Origin of the sequence: Enterobacter sp. Ap-867, from assembly GCF_011752855.1 — a bacterium.
Classification (GTDB): domain Bacteria; phylum Pseudomonadota; class Gammaproteobacteria; order Enterobacterales; family Enterobacteriaceae; genus Cedecea.
The window spans coordinates 375,918-399,240 of record NZ_VWWS01000002.1 but is presented as its reverse complement, the minus strand read 5'-3'; the positions used below and the strand labels follow the sequence as shown (position 1 = coordinate 399,240).

General features: G+C 55.6%; 21 protein-coding genes and 3 tRNA genes. 7 read left to right on the top strand and 17 right to left on the bottom strand.

Features of this window, described 5'->3' with window-relative positions; translation table 11 throughout:
- Positions 1–88 precede the first annotated feature (88 nt).
- Positions 89–1,756 carry an energy-dependent translational throttle protein EttA gene (ettA, locus tag F3J26_RS09480; protein WP_008460109.1) on the top strand — a complete coding sequence of 556 codons (1,668 nt, stop codon included), beginning with the start codon at positions 89–91 and terminating at the stop codon, positions 1,754–1,756.
- A gap of 164 nt (positions 1,757–1,920) precedes the next feature.
- Here ettA and nadR read toward each other — a convergent pair whose 3' ends face one another.
- Genes nadR through serB form a run of 3 tightly spaced genes read right to left on the bottom strand, consistent with a single transcriptional unit; the run spans position 1,921 to position 5,574 of the window.
- Positions 1,921–3,153, bottom strand: coding sequence for a multifunctional transcriptional regulator/nicotinamide-nucleotide adenylyltransferase/ribosylnicotinamide kinase NadR (gene nadR, locus F3J26_RS09475; protein ID WP_008460108.1), 1,233 nt, complete (start codon positions 3,151–3,153; stop codon positions 1,921–1,923).
- A 46-nt stretch (positions 3,154–3,199) separates the two neighbouring features.
- The gene (radA, locus tag F3J26_RS09470) at positions 3,200–4,582 is read right to left on the bottom strand and encodes a DNA repair protein RadA (RefSeq protein WP_008460107.1); all 1,383 of its coding nucleotides are present in this window, start codon (positions 4,580–4,582) and stop codon (positions 3,200–3,202) included.
- A 14-nt stretch (positions 4,583–4,596) separates the two neighbouring features.
- Positions 4,597–5,574 carry a phosphoserine phosphatase gene (gene serB, locus F3J26_RS09465; RefSeq protein ID WP_166876931.1) on the bottom strand — a complete coding sequence of 326 codons (978 nt, stop codon included), beginning with the start codon at positions 5,572–5,574 and terminating at the stop codon, positions 4,597–4,599.
- Positions 5,575–5,778: 204 nt separating this feature from the next.
- Here serB and F3J26_RS09460 point away from each other — a divergent pair, with 204 nt between their 5' ends.
- Both F3J26_RS09460 and lplA read left to right on the top strand, forming a co-directional pair.
- A complete protein-coding gene (locus F3J26_RS09460) occupies positions 5,779–6,414 on the top strand; it encodes a YtjB family periplasmic protein (protein WP_166993471.1) in 636 nt (211 codons plus the stop codon).
- Positions 6,415–6,488: 74 nt separating this feature from the next.
- Positions 6,489–7,505 carry a lipoate--protein ligase gene (gene lplA, locus F3J26_RS09455; protein ID WP_166993469.1) on the top strand — a complete coding sequence of 339 codons (1,017 nt, stop codon included), beginning with the start codon at positions 6,489–6,491 and terminating at the stop codon, positions 7,503–7,505.
- On the opposite strand, the gene yjjJ is transcribed toward lplA, so the two are convergent.
- From yjjJ to F3J26_RS09385, 14 genes are all read right to left on the bottom strand, one after another.
- Complete coding sequence (gene yjjJ / locus F3J26_RS09450; protein WP_166993467.1) at positions 7,502–8,830, bottom strand: type II toxin-antitoxin system HipA family toxin YjjJ; 1,329 nt, start codon at positions 8,828–8,830, stop codon at positions 7,502–7,504. The genes lplA and yjjJ overlap by 4 nt on opposite strands.
- A gap of 149 nt (positions 8,831–8,979) precedes the next feature.
- Positions 8,980–9,699: a purine-nucleoside phosphorylase gene (deoD, locus tag F3J26_RS09445; protein ID WP_008460099.1), complete on the bottom strand. Its 720-nt coding sequence runs from the start codon at positions 9,697–9,699 to the stop codon at positions 8,980–8,982.
- 59 nt (positions 9,700–9,758) lie between these two features.
- A complete protein-coding gene (gene deoB, locus F3J26_RS09440; protein ID WP_008460097.1) occupies positions 9,759–10,982 on the bottom strand; it encodes a phosphopentomutase in 1,224 nt (407 codons plus the stop codon).
- A 52-nt stretch (positions 10,983–11,034) separates the two neighbouring features.
- A complete protein-coding gene (gene deoA, locus F3J26_RS09435; protein WP_166993465.1) occupies positions 11,035–12,357 on the bottom strand; it encodes a thymidine phosphorylase in 1,323 nt (440 codons plus the stop codon).
- Positions 12,358–12,539: 182 nt separating this feature from the next.
- The gene (gene deoC / locus F3J26_RS09430; RefSeq protein ID WP_166993463.1) at positions 12,540–13,319 is read right to left on the bottom strand and encodes a deoxyribose-phosphate aldolase; all 780 of its coding nucleotides are present in this window, start codon (positions 13,317–13,319) and stop codon (positions 12,540–12,542) included.
- A 345-nt stretch (positions 13,320–13,664) separates the two neighbouring features.
- The gene (locus tag F3J26_RS09425) at positions 13,665–14,942 is read right to left on the bottom strand and encodes a NupC/NupG family nucleoside CNT transporter (protein WP_008460091.1); all 1,278 of its coding nucleotides are present in this window, start codon (positions 14,940–14,942) and stop codon (positions 13,665–13,667) included.
- A 171-nt stretch (positions 14,943–15,113) separates the two neighbouring features.
- Positions 15,114–15,890, bottom strand: a complete 777-nt coding sequence (locus tag F3J26_RS09420; protein WP_166993461.1) for a TatD family hydrolase — start codon at positions 15,888–15,890, stop codon at positions 15,114–15,116.
- Positions 15,887–16,960, bottom strand: coding sequence for a patatin-like phospholipase family protein (locus tag F3J26_RS09415; protein WP_166993459.1), 1,074 nt, complete (start codon positions 16,958–16,960; stop codon positions 15,887–15,889). Before F3J26_RS09415 ends, F3J26_RS09420 begins: the two co-directional genes overlap by 4 nt.
- 292 nt (positions 16,961–17,252) lie before the next feature.
- Entirely contained in the window at positions 17,253–17,414 is a 162-nt protein-coding gene (locus tag F3J26_RS09410; RefSeq protein WP_007373037.1) for a DUF1328 domain-containing protein, read from the bottom strand.
- Positions 17,415–17,547: 133 nt separating this feature from the next.
- Positions 17,548–18,159, bottom strand: a complete 612-nt coding sequence (osmY, locus tag F3J26_RS09405) for a molecular chaperone OsmY (RefSeq protein ID WP_008460085.1) — start codon at positions 18,157–18,159, stop codon at positions 17,548–17,550.
- Between the two features lie 315 nt (positions 18,160–18,474).
- Positions 18,475–20,064 carry a peptide chain release factor 3 gene (prfC, locus tag F3J26_RS09400; RefSeq protein WP_008460083.1) on the bottom strand — a complete coding sequence of 530 codons (1,590 nt, stop codon included), beginning with the start codon at positions 20,062–20,064 and terminating at the stop codon, positions 18,475–18,477.
- Between the two features lie 100 nt (positions 20,065–20,164).
- A complete protein-coding gene (gene yjjG, locus F3J26_RS09395) occupies positions 20,165–20,842 on the bottom strand; it encodes a pyrimidine 5'-nucleotidase (protein ID WP_166993457.1) in 678 nt (225 codons plus the stop codon).
- A gap of 18 nt (positions 20,843–20,860) precedes the next feature.
- Positions 20,861–21,304 (bottom strand): ribosomal protein S18-alanine N-acetyltransferase, encoded by a 444-nt coding sequence (rimI, locus tag F3J26_RS09390; protein ID WP_008460078.1) that lies wholly within the window; start codon positions 21,302–21,304, stop codon positions 20,861–20,863.
- A complete protein-coding gene (locus F3J26_RS09385; RefSeq protein WP_008460076.1) occupies positions 21,273–21,692 on the bottom strand; it encodes a DNA polymerase III subunit psi in 420 nt (139 codons plus the stop codon). Before F3J26_RS09385 ends, rimI begins: the two co-directional genes overlap by 32 nt.
- 107 nt (positions 21,693–21,799) lie before the next feature.
- Between F3J26_RS09385 and rsmC the strand changes: the two genes are divergently transcribed.
- The 4 genes from rsmC (at position 21,800) to F3J26_RS09365 (ending at position 23,291) form a co-directional block, all read left to right on the top strand.
- Entirely contained in the window at positions 21,800–22,831 is a 1,032-nt protein-coding gene (gene rsmC / locus F3J26_RS09380) for a 16S rRNA (guanine(1207)-N(2))-methyltransferase RsmC (protein WP_166993455.1), read from the top strand.
- Between the two features lie 121 nt (positions 22,832–22,952).
- A tRNA-Leu gene (locus F3J26_RS09375) sits at positions 22,953–23,039 on the top strand.
- A gap of 31 nt (positions 23,040–23,070) precedes the next feature.
- Positions 23,071–23,157 (top strand) — tRNA-Leu (locus F3J26_RS09370).
- A gap of 47 nt (positions 23,158–23,204) precedes the next feature.
- Positions 23,205–23,291: transfer RNA gene (locus F3J26_RS09365), tRNA-Leu, on the top strand.
- Positions 23,292–23,323 lie beyond the last annotated feature (32 nt).

Here is a 23,323-nt window from a genome sequence, read left to right as displayed (position 1 = left end):
CCCCGCTGGGATTAGACCGTGAAAACGGCTACACTTCGCCTTTGTTAAGTACCATCTTACATCACGATAAAAGAGGCAAAGTCGCACTGTGGCTCAATTCGTTTATACCATGCATCGTGTCGGCAAAGTTGTCCCGCCGAAACGACATATTCTGAAAAATATTTCGCTCAGCTTCTTCCCTGGCGCCAAAATCGGCGTACTGGGTCTGAACGGTGCCGGTAAATCCACCCTGCTGCGCATCATGGCCGGCATCGATACCGATATCGAAGGCGAAGCCCGTCCACAGCCAGGCATCAAGATCGGCTACCTGCCGCAGGAACCAAAGCTGAACCCGGAACACACCGTACGTGAGTCCGTAGAAGAAGCGGTTTCCGAAGTGGTTAACGCGCTGAAAGGCCTGGACGAAGTCTACGCCAAATACGCCGAGCCGGACGCGGACTTCGATAAGCTGGCCGCGCAGCAAGGCAAGTATGAAGAAATCATCCAGGCGCACGACGGTCATAACCTGAACGTGCAGCTGGAGCGCGCCGCCGATGCCCTGCGCCTGCCGGACTGGGATGCAAAAATCGAGAAGCTGTCCGGGGGTGAGCGCCGCCGCGTTGCGCTTTGCCGCCTGCTGCTGGAAAAACCAGACATGCTGTTGCTCGACGAACCAACCAACCACCTGGATGCAGAATCCGTGGCATGGCTGGAACGCTTCCTGCACGACTTCGAGGGCACCGTGGTGGCGATCACCCACGACCGTTACTTCCTCGACAACGTCGCCGGCTGGATCCTCGAGCTTGACCGTGGGGAAGGTATTCCATGGGAAGGTAACTACTCCTCCTGGCTGGAGCAGAAAGATCAGCGCCTGGCGCAGGAAGCCTCAACGGAAGCGGCTCGCCGTAAATCCATTGAGAAAGAGCTGGAGTGGGTTCGTCAGGGCGCTAAAGGCCGTCAGTCTAAGGGCAAAGCCCGTCTGGCACGCTTCGAAGAGCTGAACAACACCGAATACCAGAAACGTAACGAAACCAACGAACTGTTTATTCCACCTGGCGCACGTCTGGGGGATAAAGTGGTGGAAGTTAACAACCTGCGTAAATCTTACGGCGACCGCCTGCTGATTGACGATCTGAGCTTCTCCGTACCGAAAGGCGCCATCGTCGGCATCATCGGTCCGAACGGCGCGGGTAAATCTACCCTGTTCCGCATGATGTCCGGTCAGGAACAGCCTGACAGCGGCTCTATAACCCTCGGTGAGACCGTGAAACTGGCCTCCGTTGACCAGTTCCGTGACGCCATGGATAACAGCAAAACCGTCTGGGAAGAAGTCTCTGGCGGCCAGGATATTATGCGTATCGGCAACACCGAGATGCCAAGCCGCGCCTACGTTGGCCGCTTTAACTTCAAAGGCGTCGACCAGGGTAAACGCGTGGGCGAGCTGTCCGGCGGTGAGCGCGGTCGTCTGCACCTGGCGAAGCTGCTGCAGGTTGGCGGTAACGTTCTGCTGCTCGATGAACCAACCAACGACCTGGATATCGAAACCCTGCGAGCGCTGGAAAACGCCCTGCTGGAGTTCCCGGGCTGCGCGATGGTTATCTCGCACGACCGCTGGTTCCTGGACCGCATCGCTACCCACATTCTGGATTACCAGGATGAAGGTAAAGTCGAATTCTTCGAAGGGAACTTCACCGAATACGAAGAGTACAAGAAGCGTACCCTCGGCTCAGATGCCCTGGAGCCAAAACGCATCAAGTACAAGCGCGTAACCAAGTAAATGCAAAAGGCACCTTCACGGTGCCTTTTTTATGGTGAGTTCACCCGTAGTACTTTTCCCCTCACCCCGGCCCTCTCCCAGAGGGCGAGGGAGAAAAACGACACATAATAGTGTTTATTCCCTCTCCCTCTGGGAGAGGGTTAGAGTGAGGGCCAGCGTACGCTTTACCGCTGCTCGCCCATCATCTCTTTCACCAGATCCACGCAGCGCAGGAAGCGCGAGTCATAGTCGGACTCTTCGACGTGAATAAACTCGATGTTGTTCTCTTTGAGCATCTCCACCAGCAGGTTCTGGAACGATTTTCTGTCCACATCGCTGCCGAGGCTGCGTAAACCGTCAGCCACCCACGGCGTATTATTTTCCAGCAGGATAACCAGATCAAAGCGGTACTCGTCGATCAGCGCCTGTACAAACGGGTGCTCGCGGCCTTCATACTTCTTGCAGAAGGCCTGAGTGGTCACAAAGTCGGTGTCGATAAACGCCACTTTATTGGCGTACTTCACCGCAAAATCGACGTACTGCGCATGGCCGATGGCAATTTTGTCGTAGTCGGAATATTGCAGCGCCATTTCGTCACCGCCCAGGTGCGAGAAAACGTAATCCCGCCCGTATTCCCAGGCGCTGGTGGTATTGAAGATGTTGGCAAGCTTGTTCACCATCCACGACTTCCCGCTCGACTCGCCGCCAAGTATCGCCACCGTGCGCACAAAGAACGGTTTTACTTCAGTAGGAATGTATTCCCAGTAGCGGAACGGGTTTTCACGGATTTGTGTGCCGCTGATGTTCATAAAGGTTCGCTTTGGATCGACCACCACCGTTTCGATCCCGAGGTGTTCGGTAAACTTCGCGGCGTCCCCTTCTTCCGAGGTATAGATCCGGTCTGGCGAAATACCTTTGCTGTCCATAAACGCTTTAATCCCCCGGCTCCAGACGTCCCAGCCGTGGGGATAAGGCTCCATCCCCTCCTCGTTAAAGGAGTGAATGCGGATATTCTTCTGATATTTAAAAGTTTGCAGCAGCCAGCGCAGGCGGTCACCGGTGGTTGGCTGCTGGGACATCGCGCTATCGTCAAACAGCGCGCGGTCGCGGGGCTCATCATAGCCCATGATGATATGCAGCTCGTCCACCTGGCTACAGGCGCGCTGGATCAAGTAGATATGCCCGGTATGTAGCGGATAAAACTTACCGAACACCACGCCGACTTTCTTTTCGCGACGCGGGAATTCCAGCCCAAGGAAGCGGTGCAACGCCTCCAGTTTTTGCGCGCTGGGGCTTTTGATTTTCGCGTTCAGTAACTGGCTCAGGTAGCCTTTAGTCATGCCGCTGGCATCCGCCACCTGCTGTAAAGTACAGCCCTGCTGACGAATAGCCGTTTTAATATAGTCGAATGACGACACGCGCTGCCTCCTGCCGAAGCGGGAACGGTTCCCGCAAGTTACTCAATTATAAGTCGTCGAATACAGAAAGCGCATCAGCAAGTTTTTTCACGCCGAAGACCTGCATCCCTTCAGGAATTTTTTTCGGTACGTTGGCCTGGGGCACAATTGCGCGCTTAAAGCCGTGTTTCGCCGCTTCGGAAATACGCTCCTGGCCGCTGGGTACCGGGCGGATTTCACCCGCCAGCCCGACTTCCCCAAATACGACTAAATCCTGCGGCAAGGCTCTGTCGCGCAGGCTGGAAACCATCGCCAGCAGCAGCGCCAGGTCGGCGCTGGTTTCGGTAACCTTTACGCCGCCCACCACGTTCACAAACACGTCCTGATCGGCCATTTGCAGGCCGCCGTGACGGTGGAGTACGGCCAGCAGAATCGCCAGGCGGTTTTGCTCCAGGCCAACGGCCACGCGGCGAGGGTTGGACATCATCGACTGATCCACCAGCGCCTGAATCTCAACCAGCAGCGGACGAGTTCCTTCCCAAACCACCATCACCGAACTGCCCGGCGTCACTTCATCGCCCCGGCTAAGGAAAATGGCCGACGGGTTGCTGACTTCACGCAGCCCCTGCTCGGTCATCGCGAACACGCCCAGCTCGTTCACCGCCCCAAAGCGGTTTTTATGGCTGCGCAGGGTACGGAAGCGGGAATCGGCGTCGCCATCTAGCATGACTGAACAGTCGATACAGTGTTCGAGGACTTTTGGCCCCGCAAGAGAACCGTCTTTCGTGACATGCCCGACCATCACGATCGCCACGCCTTTCGTCTTCGCAAAACGCGTCAGGTAGGCCGCAGTTTCACGCACCTGGGCCACGCTGCCCGGCGAAGACTGCACGTCCGCCATGTGCATGACCTGGATCGAGTCGATCACCATCAGCTTCGGCTGCTCTTCCTCAGCGATCATACAGATCTGTTCGATGCTGGTTTCCGACAGCATATTGAGGTTTTGCGTCGGCAGGCCTAACCGATGCGCGCGCATCGCCACCTGCTGAAGCGACTCTTCGCCAGTGACGTACAGGGTTTTCATTTGCTCGCTCAGCTTGCAGAGCGTTTGCAGCAGCAGCGTTGACTTCCCTGCGCCGGGGTTACCGCCGATCAGAATGGCGCTGCCCGGCACTACGCCGCCGCCCAGCACCCGGTCAAATTCTTTAAAACCGGTGGAAAAGCGCGGCAGTTCTTCCAGGCTGATGTCCGAAAGCTTTTGTACGCGGCTGACGCCCGCGCTCCCGGCATAGCCGGAGAGGCGCTCGTTGCGGGCAACCTGCGGAGAAGCGGCGATGCGCACTTCGGTAATGGTATTCCACGCGTGACAGGCGCTGCACTGCCCCTGCCAGCGTGGGTAATCCGCACCACACTCGTTACAAACAAATGCGCGTTTTGGAGCTTTCGCCACCTTTATACCTCTTGTTAACGTTCTTCCTGAATCAGGCTGCCGGAAAGGATGCAGAACACGCCCATCAGATCCGCATGACGGATACTGACTTCGCTCTTCTCGTTCACCTTCGGCTTAGCGTGATAGGCAATCCCCAGGCCTGCGGCGTGGATCATCGGTAAATCATTGGCCCCGTCGCCAATCGCAACGGTTTGCGCGGCGGGGATTTCATATTTTTCGGCCAGGCGCTTCAAAGTGACCGCTTTGAACTTCGCGTCCACAATCTGCCCCAGCACTTCGCCGGTCAGCTTGCCGTCGCAAATTTCAAGTTCGTTGGCGACCACCGCCGTCAGGTTTAATGTGTCGCGCAGGTATTCGGCGAAGAAGGTAAACCCGCCAGAGGCAATCGCCACTTTCCAACCCAGCGTATCGAGATTTTGTACCAGAGATTTTAGCCCCGGCATCAGCGGTAGCTCGTCGCGAACCTGGCGTAAAATATTAGCATCCGCGCCCTTCAGGGTCGCCACACGCTGGCGAAGGCTGGCGGTAAAGTCCAGCTCGCCGCGCATTGCGCGTTCGGTGACTTCAGCCACCATTTCACCCGTTCCCGCCAGTTTGGCGATCTCGTCGATACACTCGATCTGAATGGCGGTGGAGTCCATGTCCATGACCAGCAGACCAGGCGTTTTCAAATGTGGTATTTTGCCCAGCGGCGCCACGTCCAGCCCGGCTTCATGCGCAAGCTTGGTCGCGCGCGGCGTTAAAGAGCCGGCCAGGCGAATAACCTGATAATCTTCCACGCACCAGGCGGTCACAATCACCATCGCCGCCCCCAGCTTGCGCTGGTATTTGGTCAGACACTGCTTGTCCAGATTACGCCCGTACAGGAGCCAGCCACTGCGGCCAGCGCGGTAGTCCAGCGGCATCACTTCGTCGCCGCTCAGGGAAAGCGGCAACCCAGGCCAAAGTGAAACATCGTTAGGCAAATCGCACCAGGTCAAACTGTTTGGCATTGCGGCTCCAGAATCAAGTAAACATACCCTTTTGCAGTCGGATTGCGGGCTGATGGCAAGGGATTTTTCTCCTCGCGCTGGCGTAAAGCCTGAGCTTCTGCCCTTTGAAGAATGCAGGGTATCCGGGTAAAAACAACGCATGAGGCTACCTTGTCCGCCTTGCTTCTGGCAACATTAAAGTAAGCAATTTTCCAAAGGTGCATCATGGTTCGGGTAAAATTTAAATTTCGGCTCCACCGCGCAGTGATTGTGCTGTCCTGCCTCGCACTTTTGGTGGCGCTAATGCAGGGCGCGTCCTGGTTCAGCCGGGGCAGCCAGCAGGCGCGAAACGTTCAGTTAGAAGAGCTGGCCCGTACCCTCTCCCGTCAGGTCGCGTTTAATCTGGTTCCCGTCATGAAAACTGAGAATCCGGATGAAAAACGCATCTCCACCGTGCTTAACCTTTTGACTAAGGATAGCCGTATTCTGGATGCCGCCGTGTACGACAGCGAAGGTGACCAAATTGCGCGCGCGGGGGAAAACATTGAGGTTCGCGATCGCCTGGCGCTGGACGGCCAAAAAGCTGGCAGCTACTTCAACCAGCAAATCGTCGAACCTATCACCGATAAAAGCGGGCCTATCGGCTACCTGCGCATTACCCTGGATACCCACACGCTTGCCACCGAAGCTAAGCAAGTGGACAACACCACCAATATTCTGCGCCTGATGCTGCTGCTCGCCGTCGCGATCGGTATTGTGCTGACCCGCACGCTGCTGCACGGCAAGCGCACCCGCTGGCAGCAATCACCGTTCCTGCTTACCGCCAATACGAAAGTAAAAGAGGAAGACGAGCCTAAGTAAAGCTCCCTCAGTAAATTCGCCGAGATAGCGTCATGCTAAGATGACGCCATTCTTCTGGGAAAAGGATCTTTGTTATGTCGACTTTGCGTTTGCTAATCTCTGACTCTTACGACCCGTGGTTTAACCTGGCCGTTGAAGAGACTATTTTTCGGCAGATGCCCGCCACTCAGCGGGTTCTGTTTCTATGGCGTAATGCAGATACGGTGGTGATTGGCCGCGCCCAGAACCCCTGGAAAGAGTGCAATACCGGGCGCATGGAACAAGATAACGTTCGGCTGGCAAGGCGCAGCAGCGGCGGTGGCGCGGTGTTCCACGACCTGGGCAACACCTGCTTCACTTTTATGGCCGGCAAACCCGAATACGACAAGAGTATTTCCACGGCTATCGTACTGAACGCCCTGGCGAGCCTTGGGCTGGAAGCCACCGCATCCGGGCGCAACGACCTTGAGGTCGAAACCGCCGAAGGTACGCGCAAGATTTCAGGTTCCGCCTACCGGGAAACTCTGGATCGTGGGTTTCATCACGGCACTTTGCTGCTGAATGCCGATCTGAGCCGCCTGGCAAACTACCTCAATCCCGATCCGAAAAAGCTCCAGGCCAAAGGCATTACATCCGTAAGAAGCCGGGTCGCCAACCTCAGCGACATCAAGCCAGGCCTGACCCACGAGCAGATAGCCGACGCGATTACGGCTGCGTTTTTCGCCCACTACGGCGAGCGTGTGGAAGCCGAGCATATCTCCCCGGAAGCGCTCCCCAATCTGCCAGGGTTTGCCGAGACTTTTGCCCGCCAGAGCAGCTGGGAGTGGAATTTTGGCCAGGCTCCGGCCTTTACGCACCTGCTGGACAACCGCTTTACCTGGGGGGGCGTTGAGCTACATTTTGACGTCGAAAAAGGGCATATCACCCGCGCCCAGGTGTTCACCGATAGCCTGAACCCTGCCCCGCTTGAAGCGCTGGCCACCCGGTTAAAAGGCTGCCTGTACCGCAGTATTTTGCTGCAGCAGGAGTGCGAAACGCTGATTTACAGCTTCCCGGAACAGGAAGCCGAACTGAGAGAACTTTCAGCCTGGATTGCTCAGGCGGTTCGTTAAGCGAGCCGCCGAAGCCGCTCGCTTAACCGCTCGACTTGCTCAGCCATTCCCGCCGCAATTTGCCGGAATGGCTCGCTCAGCATCACATTCAGGCTAAGCTCCTGCCAGTAGCGCTGCGCCCAAGGCTGCATCTCGAGCCACACTTCGCCGGGGACGTCGGCATCAATATTAATCTCAATGCAGCCTGTTCGCATATTGCCTGAACTGCCGGGAGCCCAGGCCATAGGCAGCATATCGTAGACCGGTGTGAGCTCAAGCGGACGGTCAGAGAGAAAGAAAGAGAGGTTCCCGGCATGCATATCGCTGTTACCAATCAGTCGGCCAAATGCCCAAATGCGCTGCACCTGCCGAAGCGTGGCGGCCTCAACCATCCCCTCTTCTTTTAGACGCATCACGGCTTTAGGCCAGCTAAGCACGCCCGCCGCATATTCACTTTGCACGCTTTCAAGAGAGACAATACTGCGCCGCCCGAAAACGCCCACGCAGTCAAAGCGCTCAACTTCGAGAAAGACCTGCCCGCTAACCGTCGAAAGTAGATCACACCGTGCGGCAGCAATCCCTACATCATTTAGCAGCGTTAAAGCACTGGCCTCAGCGGCCAGTAGATCCGCCCATCGACGCTGGTTATCGTTCCGCATAGCCGGGGTGAACTTCACAAGAGCATGTCGTGGCCCGCGAAGCGTTTCACTGTAGCAGGTGAATTTAAGCTGCTCGCCTCCGGCGGATGAGCCGACAATTTCACCGTCTATCGCCCTGTGAGCAAGCTCAGCGTAAACCTTCAGGCGTTCATTATGAGGAATGGCTTCGGGAACGTCTTTCTCTGTCCACAGGCGATAACTCTCTTCGCCCACCAGCCAGCCACCCAGATTTTCCTGCCGCTGCACAGAGAGCGCCAGGAGCACATCCTCTTCTCGCCATAGCCGAATATCTTCCGGCAAATCGCTGTCTTTAGCTAACTCACGCCCCCAGGCCCGCCCCAAAAACCCCTGAGGCCGGAGATCGGTCAGGTACCAGGGCAACCCGTCAAACCAGCGGCTGTCGCCGTTGTGATGCACAACGAGGCAACTGCCTTTCGGCCACACGGGATAAAGCACACCAAATACCCACGCTTTACCGACGTCGTCAATCTGCCAGAGCTGAAATTCGCGGTGCTGCCTTACCGGGTGTTTTAATCCGTACAGCGTCGCACGAGCTGAACCGAATTTGATAACGTCAGGCTCAAGCGCTACCCGGCGAGAGAAAGTCGCCTGGCTGATACCCAGCCGTTGGGCCAGCGTTCTGGCTGGAAGAGGCCCGGTAAGAAGAAGGTCCGCTAGTTCGCTCATGTGAATAGATTAATGAATAGATACTTGAATTGATTTATAGTCTTGAATGCCAGATAGGTAAAGAGGATTAACCCAAAATAAGAAATAAAATGAATAGATAAATGGCATAAAAAAGGCGCCCTAAGGCGCCCTTTAAACGAGAAAAAAACTTACTCTTTGTCGCCCAGCAGGACGGATTCCAGAGCAATTTTGATCATGTCGTTGAAGGTAGTCTGACGCTCAGCGGCGGTGGTCTGCTCGTGAGTACGGATGTGGTCAGACACGGTGCAGATGGTCAGCGCTTTTGCACCGAACTCAGCCGCTACGCCGTAGATCCCGGCCGCTTCCATTTCCACACCCAGAATGCCGTATTTTTCCATCACGTCGAACATGGACGGATCCGGCGTGTAGAACAGGTCGGCAGAGAAGATGTTGCCCACGCGAGCGTCAACGCCCAGCGCTTTTGCCGCATCAACCGCGTTACGAACCATATCGAAGTCCGCGATAGCCGCGAAGTCGTGATCCTTGAAGCGCAGGCGGTTAACTTTAGAGTCAGTACACGCGCCCATACCGATCACCACGTCGCGTAGCTTAACGTCTGCACGAACCGCGCCGCAGGAACCCACGCGAATGATTTTCTTCACGCCGAAGTCGGTGATTAGCTCTTTCGCGTAGATGGAGCAGGATGGGATGCCCATACCATGGCCCATAACGGAGATCTTACGGCCTTTGTAAGTCCCGGTGAATCCGAGCATGCCGCGCACGTTGTTCACTTCACGCACGTCTTCCAGGAAGGTTTCCGCGATGTGCTTGGCGCGCAGCGGGTCACCCGGCATCAGTACTACGTCAGCGAAATCGCCCATTTCTGCGTTAATGTGTGGCGTAGCCATTGTGTATTCCTTGATTTTAAAAGTTAGCAATCAGGCGGGCAACCGCCCGCCCAAAGGGATCACAGCATGTTTTTGCCGTAGTCCATGTCGGAAAGACCGAAGTACTTCGCTACCGTCTGGCCGATATCCGCGAAGGTTTCGCGGTGGCCAAGAGAACCGGCTTTCACTTTCGGGCCGTAGATCAGCACCGGAATGTGCTCGCGAGTATGGTCGGTACCCTGCCAGGTTGGGTCACAGCCGTGGTCCGCGGTAAGGATCAGAATATCGTCCTCTTTCAGCAGCGCCATCAGCTCTGGCAGGCGACGGTCGAACAGCTCAAGGCCGCCCGCGTAGCCGGCTACGTCGCGACGGTGGCCCCAGGAGGAGTCAAAGTCGACGAAGTTGGTGAACACGATGGTGTCGTCGCCGGCTTCTTTCATCTCTTTGATGGTGGCGTCGAACAGCGCATCCAGACCGGTTGCCTTCACTTTTTTAGTGATGCCGCAGTTGGCGTAGATGTCCGCAATTTTACCCACGGAAACAACCTGGCCCTGCTTCTCATCAACCAGCTTCTGCAGCACGGTGGCGGCAGGTGGCTCGACCGCTAAGTCGTGACGGTTGCCGGTACGCTGGAAGTTACCCGCTTTATCGCCAACAAACGGACGCGCGATAACGCGGCCAATGTTGTAGCCGCCTTCGGTCAGCTCTTCGCGCGCGATTTCACACAGCTCATAAAGCTTATCCAGGCCGTAGGTTTCTTCGTGGCAGGCAATCTGGAACACGGAGTCAGCGGAGGTATAGAAAATCGGTTTCCCGGTTTTCATGTGCTCTTCACCCAGCTCGTCCAGGATCACGGTCCCGGAAGAGTGGCAGTTGCCGAGGTAGCCCGGCAGGTTGGCACGCTTGACCAGTTTGTCCAGCAGCTCCTGCGGGAAGCTGTTGTCGTGGTCGCTGAAATAGCCCCAGTCAAACAGAACCGGCACGCCGGCGATTTCCCAGTGGCCAGACGGGGTGTCTTTGCCAGAAGAAAGCTCGTGTGCCCAGCCGTAAGCGCCGATAACTTCTGCGTTACCGTCCATGCCTGCTGCCACTTTGCCGGTGGAGCCTTCATGAGCTTTTACCAGCCCAAGACGAGTCAAGTTAGGCAGGTTCAGGGGGCCTTTACGGCCTTTGTCAGCTTCGCCTTTAGCGCAAGCCTCCGCGATGTGACCGAGGGTATCAGAGCCGACATCTCCGAAGCGCTCTGCGTCTTCGGTAGCACCGATGCCGAACGAGTCCAGCACCATGATAAACGCACGTTTCATATTATTCTCCGTACCTTGTGCTCTATAAAATAGGGATCAGATCAGTATACCGTTATTCGGTGATTCGGCGATAGACCGTTGGTGTTTCCTGCGGTGCTTTTTCGTCAATGCTGATTGCCGCTTTCACCGCCTTCGCGGCCTCCTGCCAGCTGGCTTCGTCTTTGGCGTGGATCACCGCCAGCGGACGTTCGCCGTCGATAGATTCTCCCAGACGCGCCATGTCGGTAAAACCGACGTTGTAATCAATGGTGTCGGAAGCCTGACGGCGACCGCCGCCCATCGACACCACCGCCATGCCCAGCGCGCGAGTGTCCATCGCCGAAACAAACCCGGACGCTTCGGCATATACTGCCTTGCTCAGCATTGCCGTCGGCAGGTACTTCGCATAATTTTCAACGAAGTCACTCGGGCCTTTCTGCGCAGCAACCATGCGGCCAAACACTTCGGCTGCTTTGCCGTTGTCCAGCACCGCCTGAAGCTTCGCGCGTGCTTCAATTTCGTCTTTGGCAAGCTTGCCGGAAATCAGCATTTCCACGCACAGCGCCATTGTCACATCGAACAGACGCGGGTTGCGGTATTCCCCCGTGAGGAACTGTACCGCTTCACGGACTTCCACGGCGTTACCCGCGCTGGAAGCCAGCACCTGGTTCATGTCCGTCAGCAGCGCGGTGGTCTTCACGCCTGCGCCGTTGGAAACGCCAACGATAGCCTCTGCCAACTGGGCTGACAGCTCGTAAGTCGGCATAAATGCGCCGCTGCCTACTTTCACGTCCATCACCAGCGCGTCCAGCCCTTCGGCCAGTTTTTTCGCCAGAATGGAAGCGGTGATAAGCGGGATAGAATCCACCGTCGCGGTAATGTCGCGGGTGGCATAAAAACGTTTGTCCGCCGGTGCCAGCGAGCTGGTCTGGCCGATGATGGCCACGCCGACGTCCTTAATAATGTCGCGGAAGCGGTTATCGTCCGGGAAGATATCGAAGCCCGGAATCGCCTCGAGCTTGTCCAGCGTCCCGCCGGTGTGCCCCAGGCCACGGCCTGAAATCATCGGCACATAGCCACCGCAGGCCGCCACCATTGGGCCAAGCATCAGCGAAGTGACATCCCCCACGCCGCCGGTGGAATGTTTATCCACAATCGGGCCGTTGAGGTTAAGGCTTTTCCAGTCCAGCACGGTGCCGGAATCCCGCATCGCCATTGTCAGCGACACCCTTTCCGGCATTGTCATGTCGTGGAAGAAAATGGTCATCGCCAGAGCAGCAATTTGCCCTTCAGAGACGGTGTTGTCGCGAATACCGTTGATAAAGAAGCGAATCTCTTCGTCGCTCAGTACCAGGCCATCACGTTTTTTACGAATAATTTCTTGTGCGAGAAACACGGCAACCCCCTGGGAAATGCGGGTAAAGAGCGGCGGAAAACCCGCCGCAATTAAAGATTACTCTGGATAATTCGAGTCGCAGGCAGAAGGCAAAAGAGCTCATCCCCAGGAACTTACTGAAGTAAGTGACTGCGGTGAGGGAGTGCAGCTAACGCCCCTGCAGCTTGAAGTATGACGAGTAATTAGTAGCTGCTGGCGCTTTTACCGTCCCCATGGCCCAGCGCTTTCAGCAGGCTGGCTAACAGGCTGGACGCCCCTAAGCGGTAATGACGGGAGTCGGCCCAGTCGGCGCCGAACAGATCGTCCGCGATAGCCAGGAACTGCGCAGCATCTTCAGCGGAGCGAACGCCACCGGCTGGTTTGAAGCCTACAGTTTTTTCCACGCCCATATCGCGGATCACTTCCATCATGATGCGAGCGCTTTCCGGCGTGGCGTTAACCGGCACTTTACCGGTCGAGGTTTTGATAAAGTCGGCACCGGCTTTAATCGCGATAGTAGACGCTTTGCGAATCAGCTCTTCGGTCTTCAGCTCGCCGGTTTCGATGATCACTTTCAGCAGTACGTTAGCGCTGGCGCAGGCGTCTTTACACGCTTTCACCAGGTCGAAGCCTACCTGCTCGTTACCGGCAATCAGCGCCCGGTATGGGAACACCACGTCCACTTCGTCTGCACCGTAAGCGATAGCGGCGCGGGTTTCTGCCAGCGCGATGTCGATATCGTCGTTACCGTGTGGGAAGTTGGTCACGGTCGCAATGCGGATGTCCGGGGTGCCCTGCTCTTTCAGGGTTTTACGGGCGATTGGGATGAAACGCGGATAGATACAAATCGCAGCGGTGTTGCCGACTGGGGTTTTTGCCTGATGGCACAGAGCGATGACTTTTTCGTTAGTGTCATCGTCGTTCAGGGTAGTCAAATCCATCAGTTTCAGCGCACGCAGGCTGCTTTGGGTTAAATCGGTCATAACGCTCTCCAACAAAAGGGAAATAAGTCTCCGGCCTGGAAACTCAACACGTTGGAGCGGACTTGGTTCCTTGAAGAAGAGTGGTCACCTGAGTCACCCTCACGTTGAGATCCTTCTCACCGCACATTGCCGGTTGCAATGTTAGAATTCTAACACCCACCACCGATGCAATTTTGTGTCTCGCCTCACAAAAGCCAAAGCGTGAATTGCAAGCTTTCATAGAGTATATGTGATTAAAAGAACAAAATAACGCGCTAAATTGCGCCAGGACACAAGAAAATGGCTGGCAGGGCACCAGCCATCGGTTAACGCTTAATGTTATTATTATAACATTTATATTACAGGCTACAGCGCCAGGAAAAGCCCGGCGATGGTGGCGCTCATCAGGTTAGATAGCGTCCCCGCCGCCACGGCCTTCATGCCCAGCTGAGCCACATCGTGCCGACGGTTTGGCGCCATGCTGCCCAGGCCACCGATCAGAATGGCGATAGAAGAAAGGTTAGCAAATCCGCACAGCGCGAAGGAGATAATTGCTTTGGTATGGCCGGACAGCACCTGCAGGCCCGCCGCAGCCACTTCGGCATCATCCTTCAGGTAAGCGCCGAAGTTCAGGTAAGCAACGAACTCGTTGATGATCAGCTTCTGGCCGATAAACGATCCGGCCACCATCGCCTCGCTCCACGGCACGCCAATCAGCCAGGCTACCGGGGAGAACACCCAGCCCAGCATCAGCTCCAGCGAAAGCTGCGGATAGTTGAACCAGCCGCCGATACCGGAAAGCATCCCGTTCAGCAGGGCAATCAGCGCCACAAACGCCAGCAGCATCGCCCCGACGTTCAGCGCCAGCTGCATCCCGGAGGCTGCGCCCGAGGCCGCCGCATCCAGCACGTTAGCCGGGCGATCTGGGTCGTTTTTCATCGACTCCAGCTCCGGCGTGTCGTTCGGGGTTTCCGTTTCAGGCAGCATTATCTTGGCAAACAGCAGCCCGCCCGGTGCGGCCATAAAGGATGCGGCAATCAGGTATTCCAGCGGCACGCCCATCTGCGCGTAGCCCGCCAGCACGGAGCCCGCCACGGAGGCAAGACCACCGCACATCACGGCAAACAGCTCAGAGCGAGTCATGGTCGAGATGTAAGGGCGAACCACAAGCGGCGCTTCGGTTTGGCCAACGAAAATATTCGCCGTCGCCGACAAGGATTCAGTGCGCGAGGTTTTCAATACCTTACGCAGGCCGCCGCCGAGAATACGGATCACTAACTGCATCACGCCGAGGTAGTAAAGCACGGCAATAAGCGAGGAGAAGAAGACGATGATCGGCAGGACGCGCAGCGCAAAGATAAAGCCGCCGCCGCCAAAGACTTCAAACATTTTGTCAGACACCAGCCCGCCAAACAGGAAAGAAATCCCTGAATTGCCGTAGGCGATGACATTAGCCACCCCTTCAGACATCGCGAGCAGGACTTTACGCCCGACCGGAACGTAAAGGATCAGCGCCCCGATACCGATCTGGATAAGCCACGCGCCAATGACGGTGCGCAGGTTGATCGCTTTGCGGTTGCTGGAAAGTAAAACGGCGATCAGCAGCAATGCCACCATGCCGATCAATCCCATGAGTATTTGCATACAGTATCCCTGTGTATCAACTGGAAAGATTCGGGCTTTAGCAGCCCCTTTTTAGCGCGCGGATTATAACCACAGGGGCGAGAAAAGTGCCGGAGCAATCACGTGTAGGGCGAAATGTATAGAAACATTTACATAGCAAGGTGATGAATATCACACTTTGAGGGCGACTCATTAGAAGGCGAATAATTCGTCTGCGTTGTTTTTCAAGGCGTTAGCAATGATTTCTGCGGGCTCCGGGCGTAATTCACACAGCGCATCGAAGACCCTGGCGGCACGTTCCGGCCGGTTGGGCTGCCCCTGCCAGCCATTCAGCGGCATATCCGGCGCATCGGTTTCCAGCAACAGCGATGAAAGCGGCAAACGGGCCATCACATCCCGGGTTTTGCTGGCTCGCGGATAGGTGATGGTGCCACCGACGCCAATGCGATAGCCCATTGCAATAAACCGTTCCGCCTGCTGTAAGCTGCCGGCAAAACCATGCACCACGCCGGTTCTGGGCAGGCTGTGGCGCTTCAGGTGCAGCGCCAGCTTATCGTGGGTACGGCGGGAGTGGAGCAGCACCGGCAGATCGTAACGCTTTGCCAGCTTCAGCTGCTCGCTGAGGATAAACTCCTGCCTGTCTAGCTGCGGATCTTCGCGGTAAAGATCCAGCCCAATCTCGCCGATGGCGATCAGCTTCTCCGGCCTTTGCCGCAAAAGATCCTCCAGCGCGGCCAGCCCCGTATCATCATGCTTTTCAATCACAATCGGATGCATACCCAGGGCGGCATAAAGCGCCGGATAATTCTGCGCCAGAGCGAGTACGCGATTGAAACGCCCCGCTTCTATTGCAGGCACAATGATTTTACGAACCCCGGCCTCAGCGGCCAGGGCGAGGCTGTGCTCTTCATCCCCGGTGAAGGGGGGAAAATCAAAGTGGCAATGGGTGTCGTAGAACGTAAAACTCACGCAAGATCCTCATTATCAAACGCCGCATCATTCGCCTGCAGGCCAGGGCTAATCGGCTTAACCAGCGATTCGTTTGCCGCCGCAGCAGGAGGAATGACCAACGGGCCGGGCGTATTAATGCGCGGCAAATGACGCCTTAACGGCGGCTTAGCCACCAGCAGTTTGCCAATGGTGGCCAGGAAATAGCGCCCGCACAAGCGCCCCGTTTGATAATCCGCCGTCAATGAAGGCAGGCGGCTACCGAGCGCGCTGCTTAATAGCGCTTTCGGGGGGTAAATCTCAAAGATTCGCAGTTTACCAGGCGGCTTCTCAATGAAGCTTTGGATTTCACGGTAGCTTTCCTCGTGGTGCTGCACCAGATTCAACAGCGGCTGCAGGCTGCTGTCGCCCAACCAGCGTTCCATATGTTTGAACCACTGCGGCGTGTAGTACATCTGTGAAGGTACGGTGCGAATGACCACCAGCGTATCTGCCCCGCGATTAACCGCTTCCCGCACCGGCACCGCATCGCTGATGCCGCCGTCCTGATAGCTGACGCCGTCAATATCCACGCCTGAGCGGTAAAAACCGGGAATGGCGCTGGAGGCTTTCAGCAAATTTAGCCAGGTATCCGTGGTCGGCGAAAAGTAATTCGCCGCATAGTCATCACTGCGGCAGGCGCACATAAAGAACTCTTTTCCCTGTTCAAACAGCGGGTCGGCACTGGACATCGACAGCGGCAGTCTGGCGGCGGTCGACTCAATCAGCCAGTCGAGATCGATCAGATGCCCTCCGCGCGCAAAGCGGAGCGGATTGAAGAAATCCCTCGTCGTCGTAAAGCGCGTGATGACGCGACGCGCGTATCCCGGCTGGTTACAAACGTAAGCGGAAAGATTCTGCGCCCCGGCAGAAGTACCAAGGAACAGATCAAAAGGGTTGAATTCCGCGCGCATAAACTCGTCCAGAACCCCAGCCGTAAAGATCCCGCGCTGCCCGCCCCCTTCACAAATCAGAGCGAGTTTTCCAGGACGAAAAGGTTTAGTCGCCAGCGGCGCAATATTGCCGAGCGTTACGGGTATACGATTTCCCACCTGCTTTCCTGAATTGCTGTTGTTGTGAATTTCTACCCTATACCCATAGCGCGCTAAGTAAAACGGCGAAAGCCAGTCACGAGGACTGGCTTAAGGTTGCTGACAAAGCGGGAAAAGGCGTGGTTTTTCCCTCTTTGTGGTGAGCAGCCGAAAATCAATGAATTGATTTTCCTGTTTTTTTTAACGAGCCGTCTGGTCGTTCTTTTCTGTCGACAGCGGTTTGTCGACACTATAAAGCCAGTCACGAGGACTGGCTTTTCTTTTGTATCGGCATGTTACTCAATGAGCGTTGCTAAGGACGTCTGCGCCCCATAAACAGGCTGACCAGGAACAGAATGATCCCGACGATAAAGACAATTTTTGCAGCACCTGCTGCGGTACCCGCCAGACCACCGAAGCCCAGGGCCGCAGCGATCAACGCTATTACCAGAAAAATAATGCCCCAACGAAACATAGACTCTCCTTAACCATAGTGAATCTTATCGCTTCTTCACGGGCGCCGAATGGCTAACCCGCAGGCGATAATGTGTAAGGGTGGTGCTTATGGCTTCCCGGCACGCGTCCAGAAAGCCATTTCGGGTGCTGCTTTACTTCACTTTCAGATCGTTTTTAACGCTTTTCACGCCTTCAACAGCTTTGGCAATACTTTCAGCCTTCTCAGACTGAGCGGCGGATTTCACCTCGCCGGACAGCTGAACCACGCCGTCAGTGGTTTCTACTTTGATATGGCGCGACGGCACAATGCTGTCGGCCAACAATTTCGCTTTGATCTCACTGGTCGTGGCCGCATCACCGGCATAGCCTTTCACCGACTGTGTTTTCACATCGCGAACGTGAAGTTTGTCGCTCACCGAGGTTACGCCTTCCACTTTTTTCGCCGTGGCGACGGCCTGCTCGGCCTGAGCCTGGCTCTCAACAAAACCGCTCAGGGTGACCACTTTATTGTCGGTTTTGACCGAAATATCGGTACTTTTGATATTTTTATCGTCAACCAGGGCTGCTTTGACTTTCGCTGTGATGCCGCTGTCGTCCATGAAATTACCGACTTTCGTCATGGAGCTATCGATTTTTTTCCCTGCACTATCGGCGGTAGATTCCGTTTTATTAAGCAGAGTGTCTTCCGCAAAGGCGCTGGTGCTTGCCAGTACAGAACCCAACACAACCGCCAGCAGAGTTTTTGAAATCTTAGTCGTAGTCATCGATTAATTCCTGTAGGTTTGCTCATCATTTGAGCTTTCTCGCTTCCCGTAAGCTGAAAAAAATCAGCTATTAATATTGAGATGACATGAGAAACGCCAACAAGACACCAGAAAATGATTAATTCCCGGAGCTTTCATCCAATAAAATTGTCATCACTTTGTTAAATATAGATCACAATCATAAAAGTGCATGACGTGTTGATGGAAAAATCAGCAATGACGCAGGATTCGCGGGAAATTAAGAGGATTCTGCAAGGGATTAAAAAGACAGGGAAAGTGTGAAGAGCGCGGCGAACGCCGCGCTCTGGCTGATAATTAGTGCTCGCGCGTTTTACGGAAGGTCACGTCAGGGTAACGTTCCTGGGTAATGTTCAGATTTACCATCGTTGGGGCAATATAGGTCAGGTTGTCGCCGCCATCCAGCGCTAACTGAACTTCGTTTTTACGTTTGAATTCTTCAAACTTCTTAACGTCATTCCCTTCAACCCAACGCGCCGTCGCCACGTTGACCGATTCGTAAATCGCTTCCACGTTGTACTCGCTTTTCAGGCGAGCAACGACCACATCGAACTGCAGAACCCCAACCGCACCAACAATAAGGTCGTTGTTGGCAATAGGACGGAACACCTGTACCGCGCCTTCTTCAGACAGCTGCACCAGGCCTTTAAGCAACTGCTTCTGCTTAAGCGGATCGCGCAGGCGAATACGGCGGAACAGTTCCGGGGCGAAGTTCGGGATACCGGTGAACTTCATCATTTCGCCCTGGGTAAAGGTGTCGCCGATCTGAATCGTGCCGTGGTTGTGCAGGCCGATAATATCGCCCGGATAGGCTTCTTCCACGTGAGAACGATCCCCGGCCATAAAGGTCAGCGCGTCAGAAATAATCACGTCTTTCCCGATACGCACCTGGCGCAGCTTCATGCCTTTTTCATACTTACCGGACACCACGCGCATAAAGGCGACGCGGTCACGGTGTTTCGGGTCCATGTTGGCCTGGATCTTAAAGACAAAACCGGTGAACTTCTCGTCCGCCGCATCCACCAGACGCGTGTCGGTTTTACGCGGCATCGGAGCCGGCGCCCACTCAACCAGACCATCCAGCATGTGGTCGACGCCGAAGTTGCCCAGCGCGGTGCCGAAGAATACCGGGGTGATTTCACCGGCCAGGAACAGTTCATGGTCGAATTCGTTGGAAGCCCCCTGCACCAGCTCCAGCTCCTCACGCAGTTGCAGAGCAAGATCTTCCCCGACGGCTGCGTCGAGTTCTGGGTTGCTCAACCCTTTCACGATACGCACTTCCTGGATCGTGTGGCCTTTACCGGTCTGGTAGAGGTAGGTTTCATCTTTATAAAGATGGTAAACCCCTTTGAACAGCTTGCCGCAGCCGATTGGCCAGGTGATTGGCGCGCAGCCAATCTTCAGCTCGCGCTCAACTTCATCCAGCACTTCCATTGGATCGCGAATGTCACGATCCAGTTTGTTCATGAAGGTGATGATCGGCGTATCGCGCAGACGGGTAACTTCCATCAGCTTACGGGTACGATCTTCTACGCCTTTTGCGGCATCGATAACCATCAGGCAGCAGTCAACCGCGGTCAGGGTACGGTAGGTATCTTCGGAGAAGTCTTCGTGCCCCGGAGTATCCAGCAGGTTGACCAGGCTGTCGCGATACGGGAACTGCATCACCGAGGTGGTGATCGAGATCCCACGCTGTTTTTCCATCTCCATCCAGTCGGATTTGGCGTGCTGGCTTGAGCCACGGCCTTTTACCGTCCCGGCGGTCTGGATAGCCTGTCCGAACAGCAGCACCTTTTCGGTGATGGTCGTTTTACCGGCATCCGGGTGAGAAATAATGGCAAAAGTGCGGCGTTTAGCCACCTCTTGCAGATAAGGAGACAAAGTCATAATTACATCTTCTGTAAGTGCGCGCGGCCTTGAGCCACGCGGCGAGTGAACGTTATTTGGCGGCTATTTTACCCATCATTGCGGGTTTAACAATCAACAATCATGGCTTACACAGCAGTTGCTCCAGTTCACTTAGCGAGGTGACCTGCCAGGTCGGTTCAATCCCTTGCGGCGCGGTGCGCCCGTGGGCGTTAAGCCAGCAGGTTGCTATCCCGGCGTTGATACCGCCCAGAATGTCAGATTCTGCCGTGTCGCCGACCATCAAAACGCGGTCGCGCGGCGGCTGGTTCATCTGCTCGAAGGTATAGTCGAAAATACGGCGATCGGGTTTGGCTACCCCTACCTGCTCGGAAATCACCAGCAGGTCGAAATAGTCACGCAGGCCGGTGCGCTCGAGGCGAGTCTGCTGCAGCGCGGTAAAGCCGTTGGTAATAATGCCAAGTTTAGCCTTGCCCTTCAGCGCATTCAGGAGAGAAATCGCACCGGGCAGCGGGGCGCAAATTTCAGCCATGGCGGATAAAAACGCATCGTTCAGCTCTGCTGACGGCACATTCAGCCGCCCTGCCCAGTCCTCAAAACGCCTGAGCTGCAGCTGCAGCGCGGTAATCGCCCCGTTCTGGTAGTCGACCCACAGCGGCTTGTTTACCGCCTGGTACTCCTGGAAATCATCTGCGGTAAAGGTCACGCTGTAATCGAGAAACATGCGCTGCAAACCGCCGAACGCGTCAAAGGTAAACAGCGTTTCGTCCGCATCGAATAAAATCCAGTCCCAGTTCATCCACACACCTTTTAAAAATTAACCAAGGGGGAGCGCCATCACGATCGCGTCTTCCCGACCTTCTTTTGCAGGATAATAATTGCGACGCACCGTCGCTTCGTTAAAGCCCAGGCTTTCGTACAAGGTTCTCGCCGCAACGTTAGAGGCACGCACCTCCAGCCACAGCGTAAAGACATCCCGTTTTTCAAGCTCGGCAATAAGATGCTCAAGCAGCGCTTTCCCAAGCCCTTGCCGCTGATACGCTGGATCAACCGCAATGTTGAACAGCGTGGCTTCATCGAGAATGACCTGCGTCACCGCAAAAGCGGCAAGTTTGCCGTCAACGTCCAGCCGCAAATTGAAATAGCGTTCGCCCTGATTGCTGGCAAAGGTTTTTTCACTCCAGGGAAAAGCATGACTGCGCAGCTCAATGGCATACGCGTCCGCCAAATCATTCGGCGTCAGGGAAGAAATCGTGTTCATGTTCGCAAATCTGTTGCCACAGCGCCTGTCGCGCGTTGCCATTGTGATAAAGCTCGTCAAGCGCAGGGGACGCAAGCTGCGCGCCGCTGAGCGTCAGCGGCTGCTCAACGCCCAGGCGCCAACTATTGCAGCGGCTGTCAGGCGGCATCATTGCCGCGCGCTCCGGCGTCAGTTGCATTACTTGGTCGGGGCTTAACGCTATGCTGCGTAAAATGTCCTTCACCAGCGGATCGCTCAAGGCTGGTAGCGTCTCAGCCACCATCACTAAACGCACGCCCGCGGGCAAAGAAACCGCAATTTCGCCCTGTAAAGCCGTGGGACGGCGCAGCACCCACTGGGTAATACCCAGTTGCTGTAACTGCCAGTCGCGTCGGGAAGGGGAAGTCATAGCGAAACCTGTTGAGAGCGTAATTCGGGCGGCAAATATAGCAAATTCATCGAATCCACGCCATTAAAGCTCTATAATCCACGCTCTGATTTTCCAGGAGCTATTTGATGAGTGCGTTTACCCCGGCGAGTGAAGTACTGCTGCGCCACAGCGATGATTTTACCGAGAGCCGTGTGTTGTTTGCCGGTGACATGCAAGACGACCTGCCGGCGCGTTTCGACACCGCCGCCAGCCGCGCCCACACCCAGCAATTCCACCACTGGCAGGTATTAAGCGCGCAGATGGGTGAGAACGCACAATATGGCCTGGTGGTCAGTGCGGATGACATTGCCGACAGCAATACGCTTATCTACTACTGGCCGAAAAACAAGCCAGAAGCTCAGTTCCAGCTGATGAATATTCTGTCGCTGATGCCGGCTGGCACCGATGTTTTTGTCGTCGGCGAAAACCGCTCTGGCGTGCGTAGCGCAGAGCAAATGCTGGCTGAAATTTGCCCGCTGACAAAAATCGACAGCGCGCGCCGCTGCGGTCTGTATCATGGCCGCCTTGAGCAGCAACCTGCGTTTGATGAAAACAGCTGGTGGGGTGAATACCCTCATGAAGGGATGACCGTGAAAACCCTGCCGGGCGTCTTTAGCCGCGACGGTCTGGATACCGGCAGCAAACTGCTGCTTTCCACGCTGACGCCGCACACCAAAGGCAAAGTGCTGGATGTTGGCTGCGGCGCGGGCGTCCTGGCGATTACTCTCGCCAGCCACTCGCCAAAAGTTCGCCTCACGCTTAGCGACGTTAGCGCACCGGCGGTCGCCGCCAGCCGCGCAACGCTTGCCGCTAACGGCTTTGAAGGGGAAGTGATCGCCAGTAACGTCTACTCGGAAATCAACGGCCGTTTCGACATGATCATCTCCAACCCGCCATTCCACGACGGGATGCAAACCAGCCTCGATGCAGCGCACCAGCTTATTCGCGGTGCAGCTCGCCATCTGAATATGGGTGGCGAATTGCGCATCGTGGCGAACGCCTTCCTTGCCTACCCGAACGTGCTGGACGAAGTATTTGGTAGTCATGAAGTTATTGCTCAAACCGGCCGCTTCAAAGTTTACCGCGCCGTGCTGACCCGGGCGGGTAAAAAGCGCTAAACGCGTTAAGGTGCCGCTTTTTGCATCAGTCGGAAAAGCGGCATCAAATTAAGTGTTGACGAAGCTCAGAAAACATCTAGAATGCGCCTCCGTGGTTGTGATACTTCGGTATTACAGGTATGCGAAGGTGGCGGAATTGGTAGACGCGCTAGCTTCAGGTGTTAGTGTTCTTACGGACGTGAGGGTTCAAGTCCCTCTCTTCGCACCAACACAACCACGAAAGATATCGTTCGCACTGCGCGAAGGTGGCGGAATTGGTAGACGCGCTAGCTTCAGGTGTTAGTGTTCTTACGGACGTGAGGGTTCAAGTCCCTCTCTTCGCACCAATGCGAAGGCGATATCAAAACTCTTCAGATGCAAATCTGAAAACTGTGCGAAGGTGGCGGAATTGGTAGACGCGCTAGCTTCAGGTGTTAGTGTCCTTACGGACGTGAGGGTTCAAGTCCCTCTCTTCGCACCACTTCTTATGAAGTGACCCTCTTTATCTCCCCC

Bases quoted from the DNA above. Each gene is read 5' to 3' on its own strand.
- F3J26_RS09460 (WP_166993471.1), top strand. From the start codon at position 5,779: ATGGTTCGGGTAAAATTTAAATTTCGGCTCCACCGCGCAGTGATTGTG.
- rimI (WP_008460078.1), bottom strand. From the start codon at position 21,304: ATGAACACGATTTCTTCCCTGACGCCGAATGATTTGGCGGACGCGTAT.
- deoC (WP_166993463.1), bottom strand. From the start codon at position 13,319: ATGACCGATTTAACCCAAAGCAGCCTGCGTGCGCTGAAACTGATGGAT.
- rsmC (WP_166993455.1), top strand. From the start codon at position 21,800: ATGAGTGCGTTTACCCCGGCGAGTGAAGTACTGCTGCGCCACAGCGAT.
- serB (WP_166876931.1), bottom strand. From the start codon at position 5,574: ATGCCAAACAGTTTGACCTGGTGCGATTTGCCTAACGATGTTTCACTT.
- F3J26_RS09410 (WP_007373037.1), bottom strand. From the start codon at position 17,414: ATGTTTCGTTGGGGCATTATTTTTCTGGTAATAGCGTTGATCGCTGCG.
- yjjG (WP_166993457.1), bottom strand. From the start codon at position 20,842: ATGAACTGGGACTGGATTTTATTCGATGCGGACGAAACGCTGTTTACC.
- F3J26_RS09425 (WP_008460091.1), bottom strand. From the start codon at position 14,942: ATGCAAATACTCATGGGATTGATCGGCATGGTGGCATTGCTGCTGATC.
- lplA (WP_166993469.1), top strand. From the start codon at position 6,489: ATGTCGACTTTGCGTTTGCTAATCTCTGACTCTTACGACCCGTGGTTT.
- deoB (WP_008460097.1), bottom strand. From the start codon at position 10,982: ATGAAACGTGCGTTTATCATGGTGCTGGACTCGTTCGGCATCGGTGCT.
- osmY (WP_008460085.1), bottom strand. From the start codon at position 18,159: ATGACTACGACTAAGATTTCAAAAACTCTGCTGGCGGTTGTGTTGGGT.
- prfC (WP_008460083.1), bottom strand. From the start codon at position 20,064: ATGACTTTGTCTCCTTATCTGCAAGAGGTGGCTAAACGCCGCACTTTT.
- yjjJ (WP_166993467.1), bottom strand. From the start codon at position 8,830: ATGAGCGAACTAGCGGACCTTCTTCTTACCGGGCCTCTTCCAGCCAGA.
- deoD (WP_008460099.1), bottom strand. From the start codon at position 9,699: ATGGCTACGCCACACATTAACGCAGAAATGGGCGATTTCGCTGACGTA.
- F3J26_RS09385 (WP_008460076.1), bottom strand. From the start codon at position 21,692: ATGACTTCCCCTTCCCGACGCGACTGGCAGTTACAGCAACTGGGTATT.